The organism is Celeribacter indicus, from assembly GCF_000819565.1.
Lineage (GTDB): Bacteria > Pseudomonadota > Alphaproteobacteria > Rhodobacterales > Rhodobacteraceae > Celeribacter > Celeribacter indicus.
The window spans coordinates 110790-129222 of sequence record NZ_CP004393.1 but is presented as its reverse complement, the minus strand read 5'-3'; the positions used below and the strand labels follow the sequence as shown (position 1 = coordinate 129222).

Here is an 18433-nt window from a genome sequence, read left to right as displayed (position 1 = left end):
GGCTCCTTCGGGGGCCGTTTTCTTTACGGGTGCCGGCGCAGCGTGGAGGGCGGTTTGCCGAAATGGCGGCGGAAACTGTCGGCAAAATGCGCCTGGGTGCCGAAGCCGGTCATGAGCGCGATCTCGGAGAGCTTCAGCCGCGATTGCCTTACGAGATCCCTCGCGGTTTCCAACCGGATCTCACGGTAGGTTTCCATCAGCGAGGTGCCCAGGGACTCCGAGAACTGCCGCTGGAGCTGGCGCGTGGACAGGCCCGACAGGCTCGCGATCTGTTCGGCGTCGAGCGGGTCGGCGATATGCGATTCCATCAGTTCTATCGCGGCAAGCACCGGCGCGGGCAGGGTGCCGTAGCGGGCCGCGATGCTCGCCTGCTGCGGCGCGTCGGCCCGGCGGACTTCGGTCTGGATGAACCAGTCGCTGATCCGCTGCGCGAAACTCGTGCCATGCTCGCGCGAGATGATCGCGTGCATCATGTCGAGCGGCGCCGATCCTCCCGCACAGGTATAGCGGTCGCGGTCGATCACGAAGAGGCGCCGTTCGAGCAGAAGGTCGGGAAACAGGCGTTCGACATCGGCATAATGGTGCCAATGCACCGTAAAGCGGCGGTTTTGCAGGAGGCCCGCCTCCGCAAGGATCGTTGCACCGCCGGAGATCCCGCCGAGCGGCACGCCTTCTCTGTCGAGACGCCTGAGCCAGTGCGCCACGGACCTGGTGCGCCTCTCCAGCGGATCGCCGCCCGCGACGACGAAAACGAGGTCGAAGGCGAAGCCCGCCTCCGCGATCGGAACGGTATCGAAACGCGCCCCCACCGAGGCGCGCGCGACCGGCTCCTCGACGGAGAGAATGCGCACGTCGTAGAGCGGTTCGCGGGAAAAGAGGTTGGCCGCACGCAGCGGTTCGAGCGCCGCGGCAGTCGACATCAGGGCATGTCCGTCAAGTAACAGAAATCCAAATCGTTTCATCATGTCGTTCCGGCGCAGGTCGTGTCGTTATAGCGAAAATATACGACGTAAAACAGAAATAAATATCAGGCGGGATCGGCTAGTAAAGGGGAGGACGGATTGGAGCGACCAAGATGAGATTCTCCGGGTTCAGAGTGGTGAAGGAGGCCTTGACCGGCCATAAGGGATGGACGCCGCTCTGGCGCACTCCCGACCCGAAGCCCGCCTATGACATCGTCATTGTCGGCGGCGGGGGTCACGGGCTTGCCACCGCCTTCTACCTCGCGAAGACCTTCGGACGGCTTAACGTCGCAGTTCTGGAAAAGGGGTGGCTCGGGTCGGGCAATATCGGACGGAACACGACGATCATCCGCTCGAACTACCTGCTTCCCGGAAACGAGCCCTTCTATGAGTTTTCCATGAAGCTTTGGGAAAATCTCGAACAGGACACCAATTTCAATTCGATGGTCTCCCAACGCGGGATCATCAACCTGATCCACTCCGACGCCCAGCGGGATGCCTATCGCCGTCGCGGAAACGCGATGCACCTCGCCGGGGCGGGCGGGACGCTTCTGTCGCGCGACCAGCTACGCGACATGGTGCCCTTCCTCAATTTCGACAATGCGCGTTTTCCGATCAAGGGCGGGCTTCTGCAACCGCGGGCGGGGACGGCGCGGCATGACGGCGTCGCCTGGGGCTATGCGCGCGGGGCGGATATGCGCGGCGTCGACATTATCCAGAACTGCGAGGTGACGGGCTTTCGGATCGAGAGCGGCAAGCTGTGTGGCGTCGAGACCAGCCGTGGCTATATCGGCGCAAGGAAGGTCGGCGTGGCTGTCGCAGGATCGTCGGGCCGGGTCATGGCGATGGCGGGCATGCGCCTCCCGATCGAGAGCCATGTGCTCCAGGCTTTTGTCTCCGAGGGTCTGAAACCGACCGTTCCCGGCGTGATCACCTTCGGCGCGGGTCATTTCTACGTCAGCCAGTCCGACAAGGGCGGGCTTGTGTTCGGTGGCGATATCGACGGCTACAATTCCTACGCACAGCGCGGCAACCTTCCGGTGGTCGAGGACGTGCTCGAAGGTGGCATGGCGCTCATGCCGATGATCGGCCGGGCGCGGCTGTTGCGGGCCTGGGGCGGGGTCATGGACATGTCGATGGACGGCTCCCCGATCATCGACAAGACCCACGTCGACGGCCTCTTCTTCAACGGCGGCTGGTGCTATGGCGGGTTCAAGGCGACCCCGGCCTCCGGCTTTGCCTTTGCGCATCTGCTTGCGACCGGCCGCCCGCATGAGACCGCGACGGCCTATCGCCTTGACCGGTTCAGCCGCGGCCATGTCATTGACGAAAAGGGCGCCGGTGCCCAGCCAAACCTGCATTGAGGAGCGACCATGCTGATCCCCCATCCCCTCCTCGGTCTGCGCGATGCGCAGGAATTCACCTATCTCGGTGACGCTTCGCTGATGAACCGTCCCGATCCCGGCGCGCCCGATGCCGAAGCGGCGTTTTGCGATTACGTCTTCCTGCGGGACAACCCGGCGGGTGTGCATCGCGAGCTGTGGTTCCACGAACAGGGCGACCGGTCCTGGCTCGTCGTGACCCGCAACACGCTCACGCATGAAATTCTCGGGGCAGAACTGGCCGCCGATGTGAAGGTCGGAGGAGTAAAATGACCCGCCTTGCCGGAGGGCTCATCGACCGGAGCCGCCCACTGTCCTTCACCTTCGACGGCAAGGGGTATCGAGGGTTCGAGGGCGACACACTCGCCTCCGCGCTGCTCGCAAATGGTGTGCGGCTGATGGGGCGGAGTTTCAAGTACCACCGTCCGCGCGGCGTCTTCAGCGCCGGATCTGAAGAGCCGAACGCCCTCGTCGAACTGCGCGAAGGCGCTCGGAAGGAGCCGAACACGCGCGCGACGGTCGCGGAGCTTTACGACGGGCTGGTTGCGAGGTCACAGAACCGCGTCGGCTCTCTCGCCTTCGACGCGATGGGCGTCAACGATCTGCTTGCGCCCTTCTTCGCGGCGGGGTTCTACTACAAGACCTTCATGTGGCCTCGAGCTTTCTGGGAAAAACTCTATGAACCCGCGATCCGGCGCGCGGCCGGTCTGGGCAGCCTGTCGATGGAGGCAGACCCGGATGCGTATGACAAGGGCTTCCTGCATTGCGACCTGCTTGTCATCGGCGGCGGGGCGGCGGGTCTTGCCGCGGCACTGACCGCCGCGCGCTCCGGCGCGAGCGTCATTCTCGCGGACGAGGATTCCCGGCTTGGGGGGCGTCTCCTGATGGAGAGCCACAAGCTCGACGGTGCGCCTGCGGCGGAGTGGATTTCAAGTATCGAGGCCGAATTCGAGACGCTTCCGAACCTTCGCGTGATGCGGCGGACCACTGTTTTCGGTGTCTACGATCACGGGATCCACGGCGCGGTGGAACGTGTCGCCGATCACCTTAGGGAACCGGGCGACAAGGTGCGTCAGACACTTTGGCGGATCACCGCGCGACGGGCTATTCTGGCGGCGGGCGCGACCGAGCGGCATATCCCCTTTGCCAACAACGACCGTCCCGGCATCCTGCTCGCTGGCGCGATGCGGGCCTATGCAAACCGTTGGGCCGTCGCGCCCACCGCCGCCGCGACCGATCCCGTGGCGATCTTTGCCAATAACGACGACGGGCACCGCACCGCGCTTGATCTTCTGGCGAAGGGCGTGCCGGTTCTTGGCGTGATCGACCCCCGTCCCGATGCGCCGAGGTTCGGGGAATACGAGGTTTTCGCCGGCGCGACGGTGACCGGCACGAAGGGACAGCTCGGCCTGCGCGCCATTGAGATCACGCACAATGGCCGGGCGAGTTGGCATGACTGCGCGGCGTTGGGTGTCGCAGGGGGGTGGAATCCCAACGTCCATCTCGCGTCCCATCATCGCGGGCGCCCGGTCTGGGATGAGGAGCGGCTCGCCTTCCTGCCGCCCTCAGATGGTCCACAGGGGCTCTTGCCGGCCGGAGCCTGTGCCGGGCGTGGCACGACGGCTCAGGCGCTCGCGCATGGGAGCGAGGTCGCAAAACAGGCTCTGATCCAGCTCGATATTCCTGTGTCCGGGATGCGGCTGCCCGAGGCGGAGGATATCGCGGTCGCGCAGGAGGCGTTCTGGCATGTGCCCGGCAGAAAGCGCGCCTGGGTGGATTTCCAGAACGATGTGACGGTCAAAGATATCGTGTTGGCGCACCGGGAAAACATGACGCCCGTCGAGCATCTGAAACGCTGGACCACGCTCGGCATGGCGACCGATCAGGGGAAGACGTCGAATGTCTCCGCGCTCGCGGTCATGGCCGAACTCACCGGGACATCCATTCCGGAGACCGGCACTACGATCTTCCGTCCGCCTTACACCGGTGTGTCTCTCTCGGTCCTGGGCGGCGGCGATACGGGTCCCCATTTCCGCCCGCGCCGCCTGACGCCGACCCATGTGTGGGCGCGTGCGCAGGGCGCGGCCTTTGTCGAGGTCGGTCAATGGATGCGGGCACAGTATTTTCCGAAGCCGGGAGAAACTCACTGGCGTCAGAGCGTGGACCGTGAGGCGCGCGCCGTCCGCTCCGGTGTCGGGCTTTGTGACGTGACGACCTTGGGCAAGATCGACGTTCAGGGTGCCGATGCGGGAGAGTTCCTGAACCGGGTCTATTCCAACTTGATGGGCACCCTGCCGGTGGGGAAGGTGCGCTATGGCCTCATGCTGCGCGAGGATGGACACGCCTATGACGACGGCACCTGTGCGCGGCTGGGCGAGGATCACTATGTGGTCACCACCACCACGGCGAATGCGGGTCTTGTCTATCGCCAGATGGAATTCGCGCGACAGTGCCTGTGGCCCGATCTCGACGTGCAGCTCATCTCGACTACGGATGCTTGGGCCCAGATCGCGGTCGCGGGGCCGGAGTCGCGCACACTGGTGTCGCGGATCGTCGACGGGTTCGATCTTTCGAACGAGGCCTTCCCCTTCATGGCCTGCGCCGAGCTGAGCCTGTGCGGCGGGCTGCGTGCGCGGCTGTTCCGGATCTCCTTTTCGGGCGAACTTGCCTACGAAATCGCCGTTCCGGCCCGCTATGGCAATGCACTGATCGAGCGCCTGATGGCGCTCGGCGAAGATCTGGGCGTGACACCCTACGGGACCGAGGCGCTGGCCGTGCTCAGGATCGAGAAAGGCCATGCGGCAGGTGCGGAACTCAACGGCCAGACCACGGCGGGAATGCTCGGGCTCGGCAGGATGGTCTCTGCAAAAAAGGACTCGATCGGGGCGATCATGTCCCGCCGTGACGGCCTCGCGTCAGATCGGCGGCGCCTCGTCGGGCTCCAGCCAACCGACCCGGACATGCGTGTTTTCGCCGGATCTCACCTGTTCACGAAGGGGGCGCAGCGGACGATGCAGACCGATCAGGGGTGGGTGACCTCTGCCTGCTATTCGCCGCATGTCGAAAGCCATATCGCGCTTGGCTTCCTCGAGGACGGCGACAGCCGCCTTGGGGAGGAGATCGTCGCGGCCAATCCGCTCGAACGCAACGAGGTAGCCGTGCGTGTCGTCTCCGCGCATTTCATCGACCCTGAAGGAGAGCGTCTTCGTGACTGACCTGACACCGATCACCGCGCTGGGCGGCACGATCGCCCGCTCTGAGACCCATGGGCTCCTGACCTTGACCGAACGGCCGGACATCGCCCTCGCCTCTCTGGCACGCCGCAGGAATGGCGAGGTGCCGGAACCCTTTGGCTTGACCCTTCCCGAAGCTGGGAAACGTATCGAATCCGGCCCAATTGGCATTTTCTGGTCTGCGCGGGATCAATGGATGGTCGAGGCGGAGGGGCGCGCGGAAGAGGATTTCGCGGCTACGCTGAAGGTAGAGGTGCCGGGTGCTTCCGTGACCGAGCAGACCGATGGCTGGGCGGCGCTCGACCTCGGATCGGCGGATGGCGCGGCACCCGTCCATGCGCTGTTGGAGAGGCTGATGAACGTGGATCTTTCCGCGTTCGGCCCCGGTTCCGCGACACGAACCGGGCTGGAACACATGGGCGTCTTCGTCCTGCGGATCACGGAGGATCGGCTCCGGATCTGGGGCATGCGCTCGTCCTATGCAACGCTGTGGCATGCCGTGGGGCAAGCCGCGCGACGGTTGGAGACCAGATGATGTCCGCAACGCTGATCGACGGAAAGAGTTTCGCCGCGAAGGTCCGGGAAAAAGTGGCGGTTCAGGTGGCCAGGCTGAAGGACGAGCACGGGGTGACGCCCGGCCTTGCCGTGGTGCTTGTCGGGGAGGATCCCGCCTCGGAGGTCTATGTGCGCAACAAGGGCAGGCAGACGCTCGAAGCCGGGATGAACTCCTTTGAGCACAAGCTGCCGGCGGAGACGACCGAGGCGGATCTGCTGGATCTGATCGGGCGGCTGAACCGCGATCCGGCGGTGCATGGGATCCTCGTTCAACTGCCTTTGCCGGACCATCTCGACAGCGATCTGGTGATCAATTCCATCGACCCGGCGAAGGATGTCGACGGGTTTCATGTCTCCAATGTTGGCTTGCTTGCCACGGGGCAGAAGGCGATGGTGCCCTGTACGCCGCTGGGTTGCCTGATGATGCTGCGGGATTTGTACGGTAGCCTGTCTGGTCTCGACGCCGTTGTCGTCGGGCGCTCGAATATCGTCGGAAAGCCGATGGCGCAGCTCCTTCTGCGCGACAGTTGTACCGTGACGATCGCGCACAGCCGGACAAAGGATCTTCCGGCGGTGTGTCGCAGGGCGGATATCCTTGTCGCCGCCGTCGGCCGGCCCGGAATGATCCCCGGAGACTGGATCAGGCCGGGCGCGGCCGTGATCGACGTCGGGATCAACCGCATCGAGCACGACGGGACGCGCCGGCTTGTTGGCGATGTGGATTTTGACAGCGCGCGCCATGTCGCGGGAGCGATCACCCCCGTTCCCGGCGGCGTCGGTCCGATGACCATCGCCTGCCTGCTCGCGAACACCCTGACCGCATGTTGCCGGGCGAACGGCCTGTGCGAGCCGCAGGGTCTCACCGCATAACCAGAAACTCACCAATGAGCCGGATCGGTGTCGAAAACGCCTTGAATTCGGCACCCCAACAAGGAGCACATGATGACTGCCAAATACTGCCTGACCGTCGCCTGCAAAAGCCAGCGCGGCATCGTCGCCGCGATCTCCACCTTCCTTGCGGAAAAGGGCTGCAACATCACCGACAGCTCGCAATTCGACGATATGGAAACCGGAAAGTTCTTCATGCGGGTGAGCTTTGTCTCTGAGAAGGGGATTGACAAGGATACCCTGTCGGAGGAGTTCAGAGAGGTGGCGGAGACGCTCGGAATGACCTGGGCCTTCCATGACGAGGCCCGGAAGATGAAGGTCGTGATCATGGTCTCCCGCTTCGGGCATTGCCTGAACGACCTGCTCTATCGCTGGCGTATCGGGGCTTTGCCGATCGACATCGTCGCGGTGATCTCGAACCACATGGATTACCAGAAGGTCGTGGTGAACCACGATATCCCGTTCCATTGCATCCCGGTCACGAAGACGAACAAGCCGCAGGCGGAGGCGCAGATCATGCAGGTGGTCGAGGAGGCCGGCGCCGAACTCATCGTGCTCGCGCGCTACATGCAGATCCTGTCCGACCAGATGTGCCAGAAGATGTCGGGCCGCATCATCAACATCCACCATTCCTTCCTGCCGTCGTTCAAGGGTGCCAACCCCTACAAGCAGGCATACGAGCGCGGGGTGAAACTCATCGGCGCGACCTCGCATTACGTGACGGCGGATCTTGACGAGGGGCCGATCATCGAACAGGACATCGTGCGCATCACCCATGCGCAATCCGCTTCCGACTATGTCTCCCTCGGACGCGATGTCGAAAGCCAGGCGCTCGCCCGCGCGGTCCACGCCCATGCGCATCACCGTGTTTTCCTCAACGGAAACAAGACGGTGGTTTTTCCGGCGTCGCCGGGATCCTACTCCTCCGAACGCATGGGCTAACCCCGCCGTCTGTCTGCCTTTTTCGCGCCCTGCCTCGTTCCCGCGGCGGGGCGTTTTCTTGCTCTGGATTCTCCTGTGAGGAAAGCGTTATCCTGCGGTCCATCGAGTTGACCATTGCCGACGCGTCCAAGGACCAGACCGTGACCCAATCCCCGCCCGCTCCGGCGCCGACTGCCGCGATGCAATCCTTGCCCGGCGCAACCGTGCGTTACGTGATTGACACGCTCAGCACCCGCATTGTGGCGCAGGAATTCGTGCTCGACGAACGTCTCCCCTCCGAGCGGCAGCTGGCGCAGGATCTCGGCGTCGCGCGCAACACCGTGCGGGAGGCGCTTGAGCATCTCGAACTGCGCGGCATGATCCGCCGGCGTGCGGGCTCCGGTTCCTTTGTCACCTACAATCCCGCCGGAACGGATCAGGCGGTGTCCTCCGTCGCGTCGGAGACCGGGCCGCTCGATCTTCAGGCCGTGCGCGGGATCTTTGAGCCGGAAATGGTCCGGCTCGCGATCATCGCGATGTCGCCGAGGCAGATCGACGCGCTGTCGGAGGTACTGTCGCAGATGGAAGGTGTGCAGACGGACGCGCTCGCCTTCATCCGTCTGGAGGAGGAGTTTCACCGGCTGATCGCGGAGGGAACGGGAAACCCGCTCCTGGTCGCGTGCTATAACCTGGTGATCGATGCCCGCCGGCAGTCATTCCGCGCCGCGATGTATCGCCGTCACCTGACACCGGCACGGATTGCCACCTACCAGCGCGGATACAACGGACTCTTCAACGCCATCGCCGCCCGCGACATCGAGGAGGCGACGGAATTCATGAAACTCGCCCTGATCGAGGATCAGAAACTGCTCCTCCAGGACGATTGAGGTGCCGTGAACCGATCCGGTCGCTGGCCGTCCTGACACTCTCGCGCCCTGCCGGAGCGCCACGCGACCTGCGGTCTCGGTGCCGCGAATCCCCCGGAACCCCGGATTTGCCTGCATGCCGAAACGCTCCCGGCTCTTCATCGCGTGATTAAATATGTACCAAAGGCACCGAAGAACGCGGTGAATTGGTTCAAAGCTCCTGCGCGATAGAATTCTTCCAAGGAAAAATTATTGATTTTCAGTGATGACTGGACGCGTCATTGCAATACCCGAGATACCAATTTTGGGAATTGGTTCAGGCCAAAAGGCCGGGCCGCCAATAACGACCTTCCACAGACAGGGAGATCTCAAGTGGAACAGGACCTCGCTACCTTGGCCTCGACGGTTGCGGAGCTGCAAAGCAGCATCGCGGCGACGAACGGCACGTTTTCCGAAACGTTTTACTTTCTGACGATCCCGCTCATGGTGCTTATCCATGTCGGGTTCCTCGCCTATGAAATGGGAGCATCGCGCTCGAAGAACGCGCTCGCGTCGGGGATCAAGAACATCCTCGCCTTCGCGATGATCGTGCCCTTCTTCTACTTCATCGGCTGGTGGATCTACTGGGCCTTTCCGACTGGCCTCACCGGCTCCGAGGGCGGCTTTGCCATTTCCGGCTTCAGCTACGCCACCTCCGTCGCGGCCCCTTGGAGCGAATTCATGGGGCCGAACCTGGACGACCGGTCCTCCGGCGTGTTCTTCGGCGCCTTCGTGCTCTTCGCGGCGACCACGGCCTCGATCCTCTCGGGCGGCGTGATCGAGCGAATCCGGCTCACGGGCTTCGTGGTGCTCGCCATTGCGCTCGGTGCCTTCGTCTGGATCCTGGCGGCGGCCTGGGGCTGGCACGCGGACGGCTGGCTGGTGACGAAATTCGGTTATCACGATTTCGGCGCCGCGGGTGTCGTGCACATGATCGCGGGGTTCTTCACCCTCGGCGTGCTCCTCAACCTCGGGCCGCGGATCGGCAAGTTCAACGTCGACGGCAGCGCCAACCACATACCGGGCCATTCCATGCCGATGACTCTGATCGGGCTGATGCTGATCATCGCCGGTTTCTGGGGCTTCCTCATGGGCTGCGTGATCGTTCCGGGTGAGGCCTGGTCCTGGTCGGGCGTGATCGAGGGCACCATCTACGGCACGCCCATGACCATCTCGGGCATGACCTTCAACACGCTCATGGGATTCGCCGGCGGGATCATCGGCGCGTGGATGATGACGCGCGATCCGTTCTGGATGATGTCCGGCGCGCTGGGCGGGATCATCTCCTGCGCGGCCGGGCTCGACCTCTGGTATCCGCCCATGGCCTTTGCCATCGGTTTCCTCGGCGCCTGTGCCATGCCCTTCGTCGCCTCCTTCGTCGAACGCCGCGGCATCGACGACGCCGTGGGCGCCTTTGCGGTGCACGGCTTCCTCGGCATGTGGGGCCTGATCGCGGTCGGCATCGCCGCCCAAGGCTATCCCGCCATGTTCGGCCAGGAGGTGATCGAAACCTCCTTCATGGGCCAGATCATCGGCGCGCTGGTCATGGGCGGGCTGGGCTTCATCCCCGGCTATGCCATCTCCTTCATCCTGAAGGTCACCGGGCAGCTCCGCGTGCCGGCAGAGGCGGAAGTCCTCGGCCTCGACAAGGTGAAAGTCCCCGCATCGGCCTATCCCGAGGCCCTGCACCCCTCCGTCAGCCCCGCTGAATAACCCAGACAGGAAAGGAAAGACCTATGGAAGCTCCCTTTGAAGCCACGAGCTGGGACGGGATCACGGGCGCGATCTATGCCGGGTACGGCAGCGTCGAAGGTCTCTGGCTCGCCCTCGTTCTCGCAATGGTCGTCCTCGCCGTCATGCTCGGCTGGCGCCATGAGAAACACGCCTATGACGCGACCATGAAAAAGGGCTGACGCCCCGGTCCGGGCGCCCTGACCATCGGCGCCCGGACCCTCGCGACCACAGACAGAAGACAATCCGAAGGAAACAAGTTTCATGACCGCATCGTGGAGATTTTCGGCGCTGGCGGACCGGCATCGCGCGCTCGGCTCGACCCTCGAGGACTGGAGCGGGATGGGTACGGCCTGGACCTATGACAAGGATCAGACCGAGGAGTATCTCGCCATCCGGACGAGGGCAGGCGTGATGGACGTCTCCGGCCTCAAGAAGATCCATCTCATGGGGCCCCATGCCCAATACGTCATCGACAAGGCGACGACCCGCGACATCGAGAAGCTGAAACCCGGCCGCTCGACCTACGCCACCATGCTCAACGACGAAGGCAAGTTCGTCGACGACTGCGTGATCTACCGCATGGGGCCGCACAGCTTCATGGTGGTGCACGGGTCCGGCGCGGGGCATGAACAACTGGCGATGTATGCTGCGGGCCGAAACGTCGTGATGCTGTTCGACGACGATCTGCATGACATCTCCCTTCAGGGACCGCTTGCCGTCAACTATCTCGAGAAACACGTACCGGGCATCCGGGATGTGGTCTATTTCAGCCATATCCAGACGACGCTCTTCGGCAAGCCGGTGATGATCTCCCGCACCGGCTATACCGGCGAACGCGGCTACGAGATCTTCTGTCGCCGCCAGGATGCGGTGGAGATCTGGGACAGGATCGTGGCGGAAGGCGCGGAGATGGGGATCATCCCGACCCGCTTCACCACGCTCGACTTGCTCAGGGCGGAAAGCTATCTGCTCTTCTTTCCCTATGACAATTCCGAGATGTATCCGTTCGAGACCGAGAAGGCGGGCGACACGCTCTGGGAACTCGGCCTCGATTTCACAGTGTCCAAGGGAAAGACCGGCTTTCGCGGGGCGGAAGAGCATTACCGGCTCCAGGGAAAGGAGCGCTTCAGGATCTACGGCGTGAAACTCGAAGGTACCGAGCCTGCCGTCGAAGGTGCGCCGGTCCTGAAGGATGGCGAACAGGTCGGCGTCGTGACCATGTGCATGTATTCGCCGCTCAACGAGCACACAGTCGGCATCGCGCGGATGCCCGTCGATTGCGCGGTCGAAGGCACGAAGCTCACGATCCGGAACCCCGACAAGGAACTCGCGGCCATCGCCCATCCGATGCCCTTCTACGACGTCGACAAGAAACGGCGCACCGCGAAGGGCTGATCCGACATGACGGAGGGGCAGGGCGCGGGACGGCGCCCGCCCCATTGAGCAACAGGAAGATCCGATGCCGAACACTCCATTCTCACCGTCGATTGACAGCCGGCCCACCTATGCGCGGCTGATGCCCCAGGGAGCGGCGCCCGCGGTCATGGTCGCTGATGGCGAAGGGGCGCTCGCCCTGATCGACCTCGCCGCGCGCGATGCCGCCGTGCTCGATCTCGCGCATGTCATCTATGTTCCGAAGGGATGCGGCCATGGCGCGCGTCTCGCGGCCCTCGATCCGAAGGGCTATCACGAGGAACCGTCGCTCGACGCCGCCATGCCGCTGATCGAACGCCTTCTCGATGCGGCCCATATGGGAACGCAGCTCTATCTCGCGGGGACGGAGGGTCTCATGGGCCGAGTCTCCGCGCTGGCCATGTCACGGGGCATGCCTCTTGAGGCGATCCAGATGGAGCATCGCGGCTCCGTCGCGCGCCGGATGCAATGCGTTCATTGCAAGGGCATGACCGAGGACGTGACCACCGATCCCTTCACCTGCGGGCATTGCGGGCTGACGCTGTTCGTGCGGGATCATTTCTCCCGCCGGCTGGGCGCATTCCAGGGCGTCTGCGTCGACGCGGAGGTGCCCGGCGACATTCCCGAAACCGTGGAGATCCAGCCATGAGCAGACAGATGCTTCTCGAGGTCGCCGCCGTCGAAAGGCTCACACCGCTCGTGACGCGTTTCCGGTTCGAACACCCGCAGAAGAAGGCGCTGCCGATCTTCTCGGGCGGAGCTCATGTCGTGGTGGAAATGCCCGATGGCGACCTGCTGCGGCGCAACTCCTATTCGTTGATCTCCGATCCGAACGATCCCTCGGGCTACGAGATTGCCGTGAGGCGCGAGGACGTCGGGCGGGGCGGGTCGCGCTACATGCACACCAGGGTCGCGGTGGGCGACAGGATGCGGGTCTCGGTGCCGGCGAACCTTTTCGCGCTCGACATCCGGGCGCGCAAGCATGTGCTGATCGCGGGAGGCATCGGCATCACGCCCTTCCTCGCCCAGCTTCACCAGATCGACTTCCTGCAACAGCCCTTCGAGCTGCGTTATGCGGCGCGCACGCGCGAGGAGGCGGCCGGCCTTGCCTTGCTGCCGAAGTCGGGCCGCATTCATGTCCACATCTCCTCGGAGGGAAACCGGATGGACCTGGGCGAGATCCTCACCGGACAGCCGCTCGGCACCCATGTCTATGTCTGCGGACCCACGGGCCTGATCGCCGCGGTGACGGACGCCGCCGCGCGGCATGGCTGGCCGAAATCGGTGATCCATTCGGAAGCCTTCACCTCGCCGCCGCCGGGCATGCCCTTTGCCGTGATGCTGGCGAAATCCGGCCGCAGAATTGAGGTCGGCGCGCATCAGAGCCTTCTCGAGGCGCTCGAAGCCGCGAATGTCGAACTCGACTGGAGCTGTCGCGGCGGCGCCTGCGGGCGCTGCGAGACCGGCGTGATCTCCTGCAAGGGGCAGATCGAACACAACGACCATTGGCTGAGCCGGGACGAACGCGCGGGCCAGAAGAAGATCATGCCCTGCATGTCGCGCTTTACCGGCGACGAGCTGGTTCTGGATCTCTGAGGGAGACACACATGACCCTGCAATTCAACGACGAAACCTTTCGTGGCGATTACAGCTATTACAACACGGATCGGGCGATCCGGCGCTTTCCCTTTCCGTTCGACCGTGATGACTACATGTATTCGGTGAACATCGAACCGCATCCCGGCGGACCGGAAGGATCGGTGTTCGAGCATCGTTTCGATGTGGACGAACATTATGTCTCGGAGATGCGGGACCGCGCGATCACGCTCGACGAGGATCCGCTGCGCTGCCAGTCGCTGCCGCATATGGAGCTTGCGGGCTGGGATCTCCTGGAGATCATCATGGTCTCGAAATCGGAGGATTACCCGGATCTGTTCGCGCTTCACCGCGACGGCAATCGCTGGCACTGGATCAACAGGCCGCTCGGCATCGAGCAGCGCTTCACCTTCCTCGACCCGACCACGCTGCCCTGCGGGCCGATGGAATACATCACGCGCCAGACGCAGGGGGATTTCGCCCTTCTCGACGAACGCGAGGGCAACCTGTGGATGGACGCCGGCATGGTGACCTCCCAGGCCGACTGGTCGCTCGATTTCGATGTCGGGATGAACTTCTTCGAATGGCACGCCCCGGTGCCAAAGGCGAAACGGTTGGGGGTGTTCGACCGGGCGCTGAAATTCCTTCTCGCGATGCGGCAGGGACAGGAGTACCGGCGCCTCAACTGGACGATGACGGTCAATCCGCGCCTCGACACGAGTCCCGAGAACTATCACAAATGGGGGCCGGAAAAGCGCACGGTTACGCCGGAGAATGTCGGTCGCAAGCAGCACCTTCGCGTGGAACTCCAGACCTTCTGGCGTCTGCCGCGCTCCAACGCCATCGCCTTTCCGATCCGCTGTTACCTCGCCTGTCTCGAGGACATCTGTACCCAGCCGAAATGGGGTCGGCGCCTGCACCGTGTGCTGCGCGACATCGACCCCGCGCTCGCCGAATACAAGGGCTTCGCGGTGAACCAAAAGGTGATCGTCGACTACCTCGCGCAGTTCGACGACGGGGCGCCGACCTCGGCGGGGATCTTCCCCGATCGCTGACGTTCACACAATTTTAGAGGTTAAGCGCCTCTTCACCTCTGCCTGCTACCTCTTGTTCCGGGTGAACATGAGGTGGTGGGATGAGCGGCAAGGACAATGCGCCGGTTATCATCAAGAGAAAGAAGGTCGTGGCTGGCGGGGGCCATCACGGCGGGGCATGGAAGGTCGCTTACGCCGATTTCGTGACTGCGATGATGGCGTTCTTCCTCCTGATGTGGTTGCTGAACGCGACGACGGAAAAGCAGAGGAAAGGCATCGCGGATTACTTCAATCCGACGATTCCGGTGAACCGGATCTCCGGCGGCGGCGACGGGTCGTTCGGCGGCGATTCCGTCTTTACGGAGGAAACCCTGTCGCAGAACGGCACGGGCGCCTCCAACGCGAATTCCACGGATCAGAAGGGCGCGGCCGCCGGGGAAGCCGAGGCAGAGCGCGCCCACGCGCTCGAGGCAAAGGCGTTCGCGGAGGTTCAGGACCTCCTCACCGCCTTCAGCGGTGAAAGCATGGCGGCCGACGAGGCGATGCGGCATATCGTGACCCGCGTCACGGACGAGGGCCTCATTATCGAGTTGTTCGATCTCGAGGGCGAACCGCTCTTTGCCGGCAGGGGCAGCGAACCGACGGAGATCACGGGCCTTCTCGTCGGCATGTTGTCGGAGGTGTTCCGCATCGTGCGCAACGACATCGCGGTGTCCGGCCATGTCAGCGCACAACCCATCGTGGTAGCGGACAATCCCGTCTGGGACATCTCCACGCGCCGCGCCGACCGCATCCGCCAACTGCTCGAAACGAACGGAACGCCCCCGAAACGGATCCTCCGCGTCACCGGCTATGCCGATCGCCGGCCCGCTGTCGGCAATCCCATGTCGGTGCGCAACAACCGCGTGGAGATCGTCCTCCTGCGCAACCAGATCCGCGGGAAATAGATCGGATTTTAGCCGTTAGCGGCGCGTTAAGGAGTATCGGGCATATTGTGGGACAGGCTTCAGCAGCAGAAAGGCGCTTTTCATGTCCATCTCCTCCTCGCTCAACGCGGGCGTGGCCGGCCTGGCCGCCAACGCCACGCGGCTGGCGACGATTTCCGACAACATCGCGAATTCGGGCACCTATGGCTACAAGCGCGCGGAGACGGATTTCGCCTCCTTCGTCATCTCGAATTCCACCAACACGGGAACCTATTCCGCCGGTGGCGTGCGCGCCACGACCTCCCGCCTGATCGGGGAACAGGGCGGGCTCGTCTCGACCTCGAACGCGACCGACATCGCGGTGTCCGGCAACGGCTTCATCCCCGTCACGACCGAAGTGTCGCTCGACGGGACGATGGGGGACCAGCCGCTGATGATGACGACGACCGGCTCGTTCCACACCGACGCCGACGGTATCCTGAAGACCCAGTCCGGTCTTGTTCTGCTCGGCTGGCCTGCGGAGGCCGACGGAACGATTTCGACCTACCCCCGCGACACGATGACCGGGCTGGAACCCGTGATGATCAACTCGAACCAGACCGCGGGTGATCCGACGACGCGGATCAATTTCGGCGTGAACCTCCCCGCCGAGGATGCGACGACCACACCGCTCGCGGTGGAGTATTTCGGCAACCTCGGCACGTCGGAATCGCTCGACATCACCTTCGTGCCCGACGGCGTGACTGCCAACACCTGGACCATGACGATCACCGACTCCGCCTCCGGAAACGCGATCATCGGGGAATATACGCTCGTCTTCGACGATACGCGCGGGGCCGGTGGCACGCTGTCCACCGTGACGCCGACCGTCAACAATCCCTCGGGGGCGACCTACAGCACCTCGACCGGTGCCCTCGCCCTTACCGTCGCCGGCGGGCCGATTGAAATGACGATCGGCAGACCCGGCGACACCAACGGGCTGACGCAACTCTCCAACAGTTTTTCCCCGACCTCGATCACGAAAGACGGTTCGCCGGTCGGGAAGCTGACGTCGGTGGAAATCGACGATGGCGGCTACATCACCGCGACCTATGACACCGGCTTCACACGCCGCATCTACCAGATCCCGCTGGTCGACGTTCCAAATCCGAACGGGCTGAGGGCGCTTGGCGACCAGACCTATCAGGTCTCCCCGGATTCGGGCTCCTTCTTCCTCTGGGACGCCGGCGACGGTCCCACCGGAACGATCGAAGGTTATGCGCGAGAGAGTTCGACGACCGATGTGGCGGCTGAACTGACCGATCTCATCCAGACACAGCGCGCCTACTCGTCGAACGCGAAGGTGATCCAGACCGTCGACGAGATGTTGCAGGAGACGACCAATATCAAACGCTGACGAAAGCGGCGGAGCAGGAGGATAGAGGATGAGCATTTCGAACGCTCTCGCAAATGCGCTAACGGGACTGAACGCCGTCTCGCGCGCGGCCGACGTGGTGTCGTCCAACGTCGCGAATGCCCTGACGGAGGGCTATGGCCGGCGCGAGATCGAGCTCACCTCCACGCAGACGGGGAGAAGCGGTTCCGGCGTCGCCGTAGTCGGCGTCTCCCGGTATCACGATCCGGTCACCACCGGCGAACGCCGTCTCGCCGATGCCGAACGCGCGCTCGAGGACACGCGCGCCGGCTTTTTCGCGGCCTTCGCCACCGCCATGGGGCGTGCTGACGAGGCCCATTCGGTCGGGGGCCGGATCACCGGGCTGGAGACCGCCCTGATCGAGGCGGCGAGCCGGCCGGACTCCCCGGCGCGGCTCGCCTCCGTCCTGGACGCGGCGGAGGATCTCACGGCCAGGCTCAACAGCGCTTCCGACGATCTCATGGACCTGCGCATCTCCGCCGACAGGCAGATCGGACAGACGGTGGACCTGTTGCAAAGCACGCTCGACCAGGTCGTCGAACTGAACGTCGCCATCCGCAAGCAGATCTCCAACGGCTATGACGCGAACACGCTCATGGACCAGAGACAGGTTCTGATCGACCGGATCGCAGAGATCGTTCCGGTCACGGAAATCCCGCGCGAGAACGGAATGGTCGCTCTCTACACGACGGGCGGGGCGGCCCTCGTCGAATCGAAGGCCGCGACTGTCTCCTTCACTGCGACACCGACGATCACGCCCGACATGACGCTCGCCAACGGCGCCCTGTCCGGCCTGTCCATCAACGGGATGCCGGTGTCCACCGATGCCGGAAAAGGTGCCATCGCGGGCGGAAAGCTCGCCGGCCTGTTCGAATTGCGCGACGAGCTCGCGCCGCAGGCGCAAAAACAACTCGACGCGCTCGCCCGCGACCTGATCGAGCGTTTCGCCACGACAGACGCCGACCCTACCCTGGCGCCGGGTGCCGCGGGGCTGTTCACCGATGGCGGACTCGCCTTCGACGCGCTCTCCGAGGAAGGACTTGCCGGCCGCATTTCCGTCAATGCGCTCGTGAAACCCGCGGCGGGTGGCGATCTGTGGAGGCTTCGAGACGGGCTCGGCGCAGCGGCGGAAGGCGAGCAGGGTGACGCCACGATTCTGAGTTCACTTTCGGGCGTGCTACGGGCTACCCGCGTCGCATCCTCGGGGGATCTCGTCGGCATCGGGCGAACCGCGCTCGGATTTGCGTCGGACATCTATTCCCTCGTCGAAACCAGCCGGCTCCATGCCGAAGCCGAGCTTACCCATGCCGCCGCGCGCCAGCAAACGCTCCATGCCATCGAGTTGGAAAATGGCGTCGACACAGATCACGAGATGCAGCAGCTTCTTGTTATCGAACAGAGTTACGCCGCGAATGCCAAAGTCATCGAAACGATCCAGGCACTGATGGATCAGCTTATGAGGATCTGAGG

General features: G+C 63.7%; 17 protein-coding genes. 16 read left to right on the top strand and 1 reads right to left on the bottom strand.

The genetic code is table 11. The annotated features are described in order from the left end of the window. Nucleotides 1-23: 23 nt before the first annotated feature. A complete protein-coding gene (locus P73_RS00670; protein ID WP_082033079.1) occupies nt 24-920 on the bottom strand; it encodes a GlxA family transcriptional regulator in 897 nt (298 codons plus the stop codon). A gap of 155 nt (nt 921-1075) precedes the next feature. On the opposite strand from P73_RS00670, the gene P73_RS00665 reads away from it, so the two are divergent. The 16 genes from P73_RS00665 to flgK all read left to right on the top strand — a co-directional run bounded on the left by P73_RS00665 (nt 1076) and on the right by flgK (nt 18431). Beyond that, nucleotides 1076-2326: a sarcosine oxidase subunit beta family protein gene (locus P73_RS00665; RefSeq protein ID WP_043868023.1), complete on the top strand. Its 1251-nt coding sequence runs from the start codon at nt 1076-1078 to the stop codon at nt 2324-2326. A gap of 9 nt (nt 2327-2335) precedes the next feature. Continuing rightward, nucleotides 2336-2617: a sarcosine oxidase subunit delta gene (locus P73_RS00660; protein ID WP_043868022.1), complete on the top strand. Its 282-nt coding sequence runs from the start codon at nt 2336-2338 to the stop codon at nt 2615-2617. Next, nucleotides 2614-5559, top strand: coding sequence for a sarcosine oxidase subunit alpha family protein (locus tag P73_RS00655; RefSeq protein ID WP_043868021.1), 2946 nt, complete (start codon nt 2614-2616; stop codon nt 5557-5559). The genes P73_RS00660 and P73_RS00655 overlap by 4 nt, the downstream gene beginning before the upstream one ends. After that, nucleotides 5552-6112 (top strand): sarcosine oxidase subunit gamma, encoded by a 561-nt coding sequence (locus P73_RS00650; protein WP_043868020.1) that lies wholly within the window; start codon nt 5552-5554, stop codon nt 6110-6112. Before P73_RS00655 ends, P73_RS00650 begins: the two co-directional genes overlap by 8 nt. Further along, nucleotides 6112-7002 (top strand): bifunctional methylenetetrahydrofolate dehydrogenase/methenyltetrahydrofolate cyclohydrolase FolD, encoded by an 891-nt coding sequence (gene folD / locus P73_RS00645; RefSeq protein WP_043868019.1) that lies wholly within the window; start codon nt 6112-6114, stop codon nt 7000-7002. The genes P73_RS00650 and folD overlap by 1 nt, the downstream gene beginning before the upstream one ends. Nucleotides 7003-7074: 72 nt before the next feature. Further along, complete coding sequence (gene purU, locus P73_RS00640) at nt 7075-7962, top strand: formyltetrahydrofolate deformylase (RefSeq protein ID WP_043868018.1); 888 nt, start codon at nt 7075-7077, stop codon at nt 7960-7962. A 179-nt stretch (nt 7963-8141) separates the two neighbouring features. Then, a complete protein-coding gene (locus P73_RS00635) occupies nt 8142-8828 on the top strand; it encodes a FadR/GntR family transcriptional regulator (protein ID WP_052453520.1) in 687 nt (228 codons plus the stop codon). 351 nt (nt 8829-9179) lie between these two features. Then, a complete protein-coding gene (locus tag P73_RS00630) occupies nt 9180-10559 on the top strand; it encodes an ammonium transporter (protein ID WP_043868017.1) in 1380 nt (459 codons plus the stop codon). Between the two features lie 23 nt (nt 10560-10582). Next, nucleotides 10583-10759 carry a hypothetical protein gene (locus tag P73_RS25870; protein WP_158401903.1) on the top strand — a complete coding sequence of 59 codons (177 nt, stop codon included), beginning with the start codon at nt 10583-10585 and terminating at the stop codon, nt 10757-10759. 82 nt (nt 10760-10841) lie between these two features. After that, complete coding sequence (locus tag P73_RS00625) at nt 10842-11975, top strand: aminomethyl transferase family protein (RefSeq protein WP_043868016.1); 1134 nt, start codon at nt 10842-10844, stop codon at nt 11973-11975. Between the two features lie 64 nt (nt 11976-12039). After that, entirely contained in the window at nt 12040-12642 is a 603-nt protein-coding gene (locus tag P73_RS00620; RefSeq protein WP_043868015.1) for a dimethylamine monooxygenase subunit DmmA family protein, read from the top strand. Next, on the top strand, nt 12639-13589 hold the full coding sequence (locus P73_RS00615; protein WP_043868014.1) for a PDR/VanB family oxidoreductase: 951 nt from the start codon (nt 12639-12641) through the stop codon (nt 13587-13589). Before P73_RS00620 ends, P73_RS00615 begins: the two co-directional genes overlap by 4 nt. A gap of 11 nt (nt 13590-13600) precedes the next feature. Beyond that, nucleotides 13601-14644: a heme-dependent oxidative N-demethylase family protein gene (locus tag P73_RS00610; RefSeq protein WP_043868013.1), complete on the top strand. Its 1044-nt coding sequence runs from the start codon at nt 13601-13603 to the stop codon at nt 14642-14644. Between the two features lie 80 nt (nt 14645-14724). Continuing rightward, nucleotides 14725-15570, top strand: coding sequence for an OmpA/MotB family protein (locus P73_RS00605; RefSeq protein WP_043868012.1), 846 nt, complete (start codon nt 14725-14727; stop codon nt 15568-15570). Nucleotides 15571-15652: 82 nt separating this feature from the next. Then, entirely contained in the window at nt 15653-16945 is a 1293-nt protein-coding gene (locus tag P73_RS00600) for a flagellar hook protein FlgE (protein ID WP_043868011.1), read from the top strand. Between the two features lie 28 nt (nt 16946-16973). Then, nucleotides 16974-18431: a flagellar hook-associated protein FlgK gene (gene flgK, locus P73_RS00595; protein WP_043868010.1), complete on the top strand. Its 1458-nt coding sequence runs from the start codon at nt 16974-16976 to the stop codon at nt 18429-18431. The last annotated feature ends 2 nt before the right edge of the window (nt 18432-18433 follow it).

Coding starts and splice junctions, on each gene's coding strand:
- P73_RS00610 (WP_043868013.1), top strand. CDS start 13,601: ATGACCCTGCAATTCAACGACGAAACCTTTCGTGGCGATTACAGCTAT.
- P73_RS00625 (WP_043868016.1), top strand. CDS start 10,842: ATGACCGCATCGTGGAGATTTTCGGCGCTGGCGGACCGGCATCGCGCG.
- purU (WP_043868018.1), top strand. CDS start 7,075: ATGACTGCCAAATACTGCCTGACCGTCGCCTGCAAAAGCCAGCGCGGC.
- P73_RS00670 (WP_082033079.1), bottom strand. CDS start 920: ATGTCGACTGCCGCGGCGCTCGAACCGCTGCGTGCGGCCAACCTCTTT.
- P73_RS00665 (WP_043868023.1), top strand. CDS start 1,076: ATGAGATTCTCCGGGTTCAGAGTGGTGAAGGAGGCCTTGACCGGCCAT.
- P73_RS00655 (WP_043868021.1), top strand. CDS start 2,614: ATGACCCGCCTTGCCGGAGGGCTCATCGACCGGAGCCGCCCACTGTCC.
- P73_RS00605 (WP_043868012.1), top strand. CDS start 14,725: ATGAGCGGCAAGGACAATGCGCCGGTTATCATCAAGAGAAAGAAGGTC.
- P73_RS00620 (WP_043868015.1), top strand. CDS start 12,040: ATGCCGAACACTCCATTCTCACCGTCGATTGACAGCCGGCCCACCTAT.
- P73_RS00600 (WP_043868011.1), top strand. CDS start 15,653: ATGTCCATCTCCTCCTCGCTCAACGCGGGCGTGGCCGGCCTGGCCGCC.
- P73_RS00635 (WP_052453520.1), top strand. CDS start 8,142: ATGCAATCCTTGCCCGGCGCAACCGTGCGTTACGTGATTGACACGCTC.
- P73_RS00660 (WP_043868022.1), top strand. CDS start 2,336: ATGCTGATCCCCCATCCCCTCCTCGGTCTGCGCGATGCGCAGGAATTC.
- flgK (WP_043868010.1), top strand. CDS start 16,974: ATGAGCATTTCGAACGCTCTCGCAAATGCGCTAACGGGACTGAACGCC.
- P73_RS25870 (WP_158401903.1), top strand. CDS start 10,583: ATGGAAGCTCCCTTTGAAGCCACGAGCTGGGACGGGATCACGGGCGCG.
- P73_RS00615 (WP_043868014.1), top strand. CDS start 12,639: ATGAGCAGACAGATGCTTCTCGAGGTCGCCGCCGTCGAAAGGCTCACA.
- folD (WP_043868019.1), top strand. CDS start 6,112: ATGTCCGCAACGCTGATCGACGGAAAGAGTTTCGCCGCGAAGGTCCGG.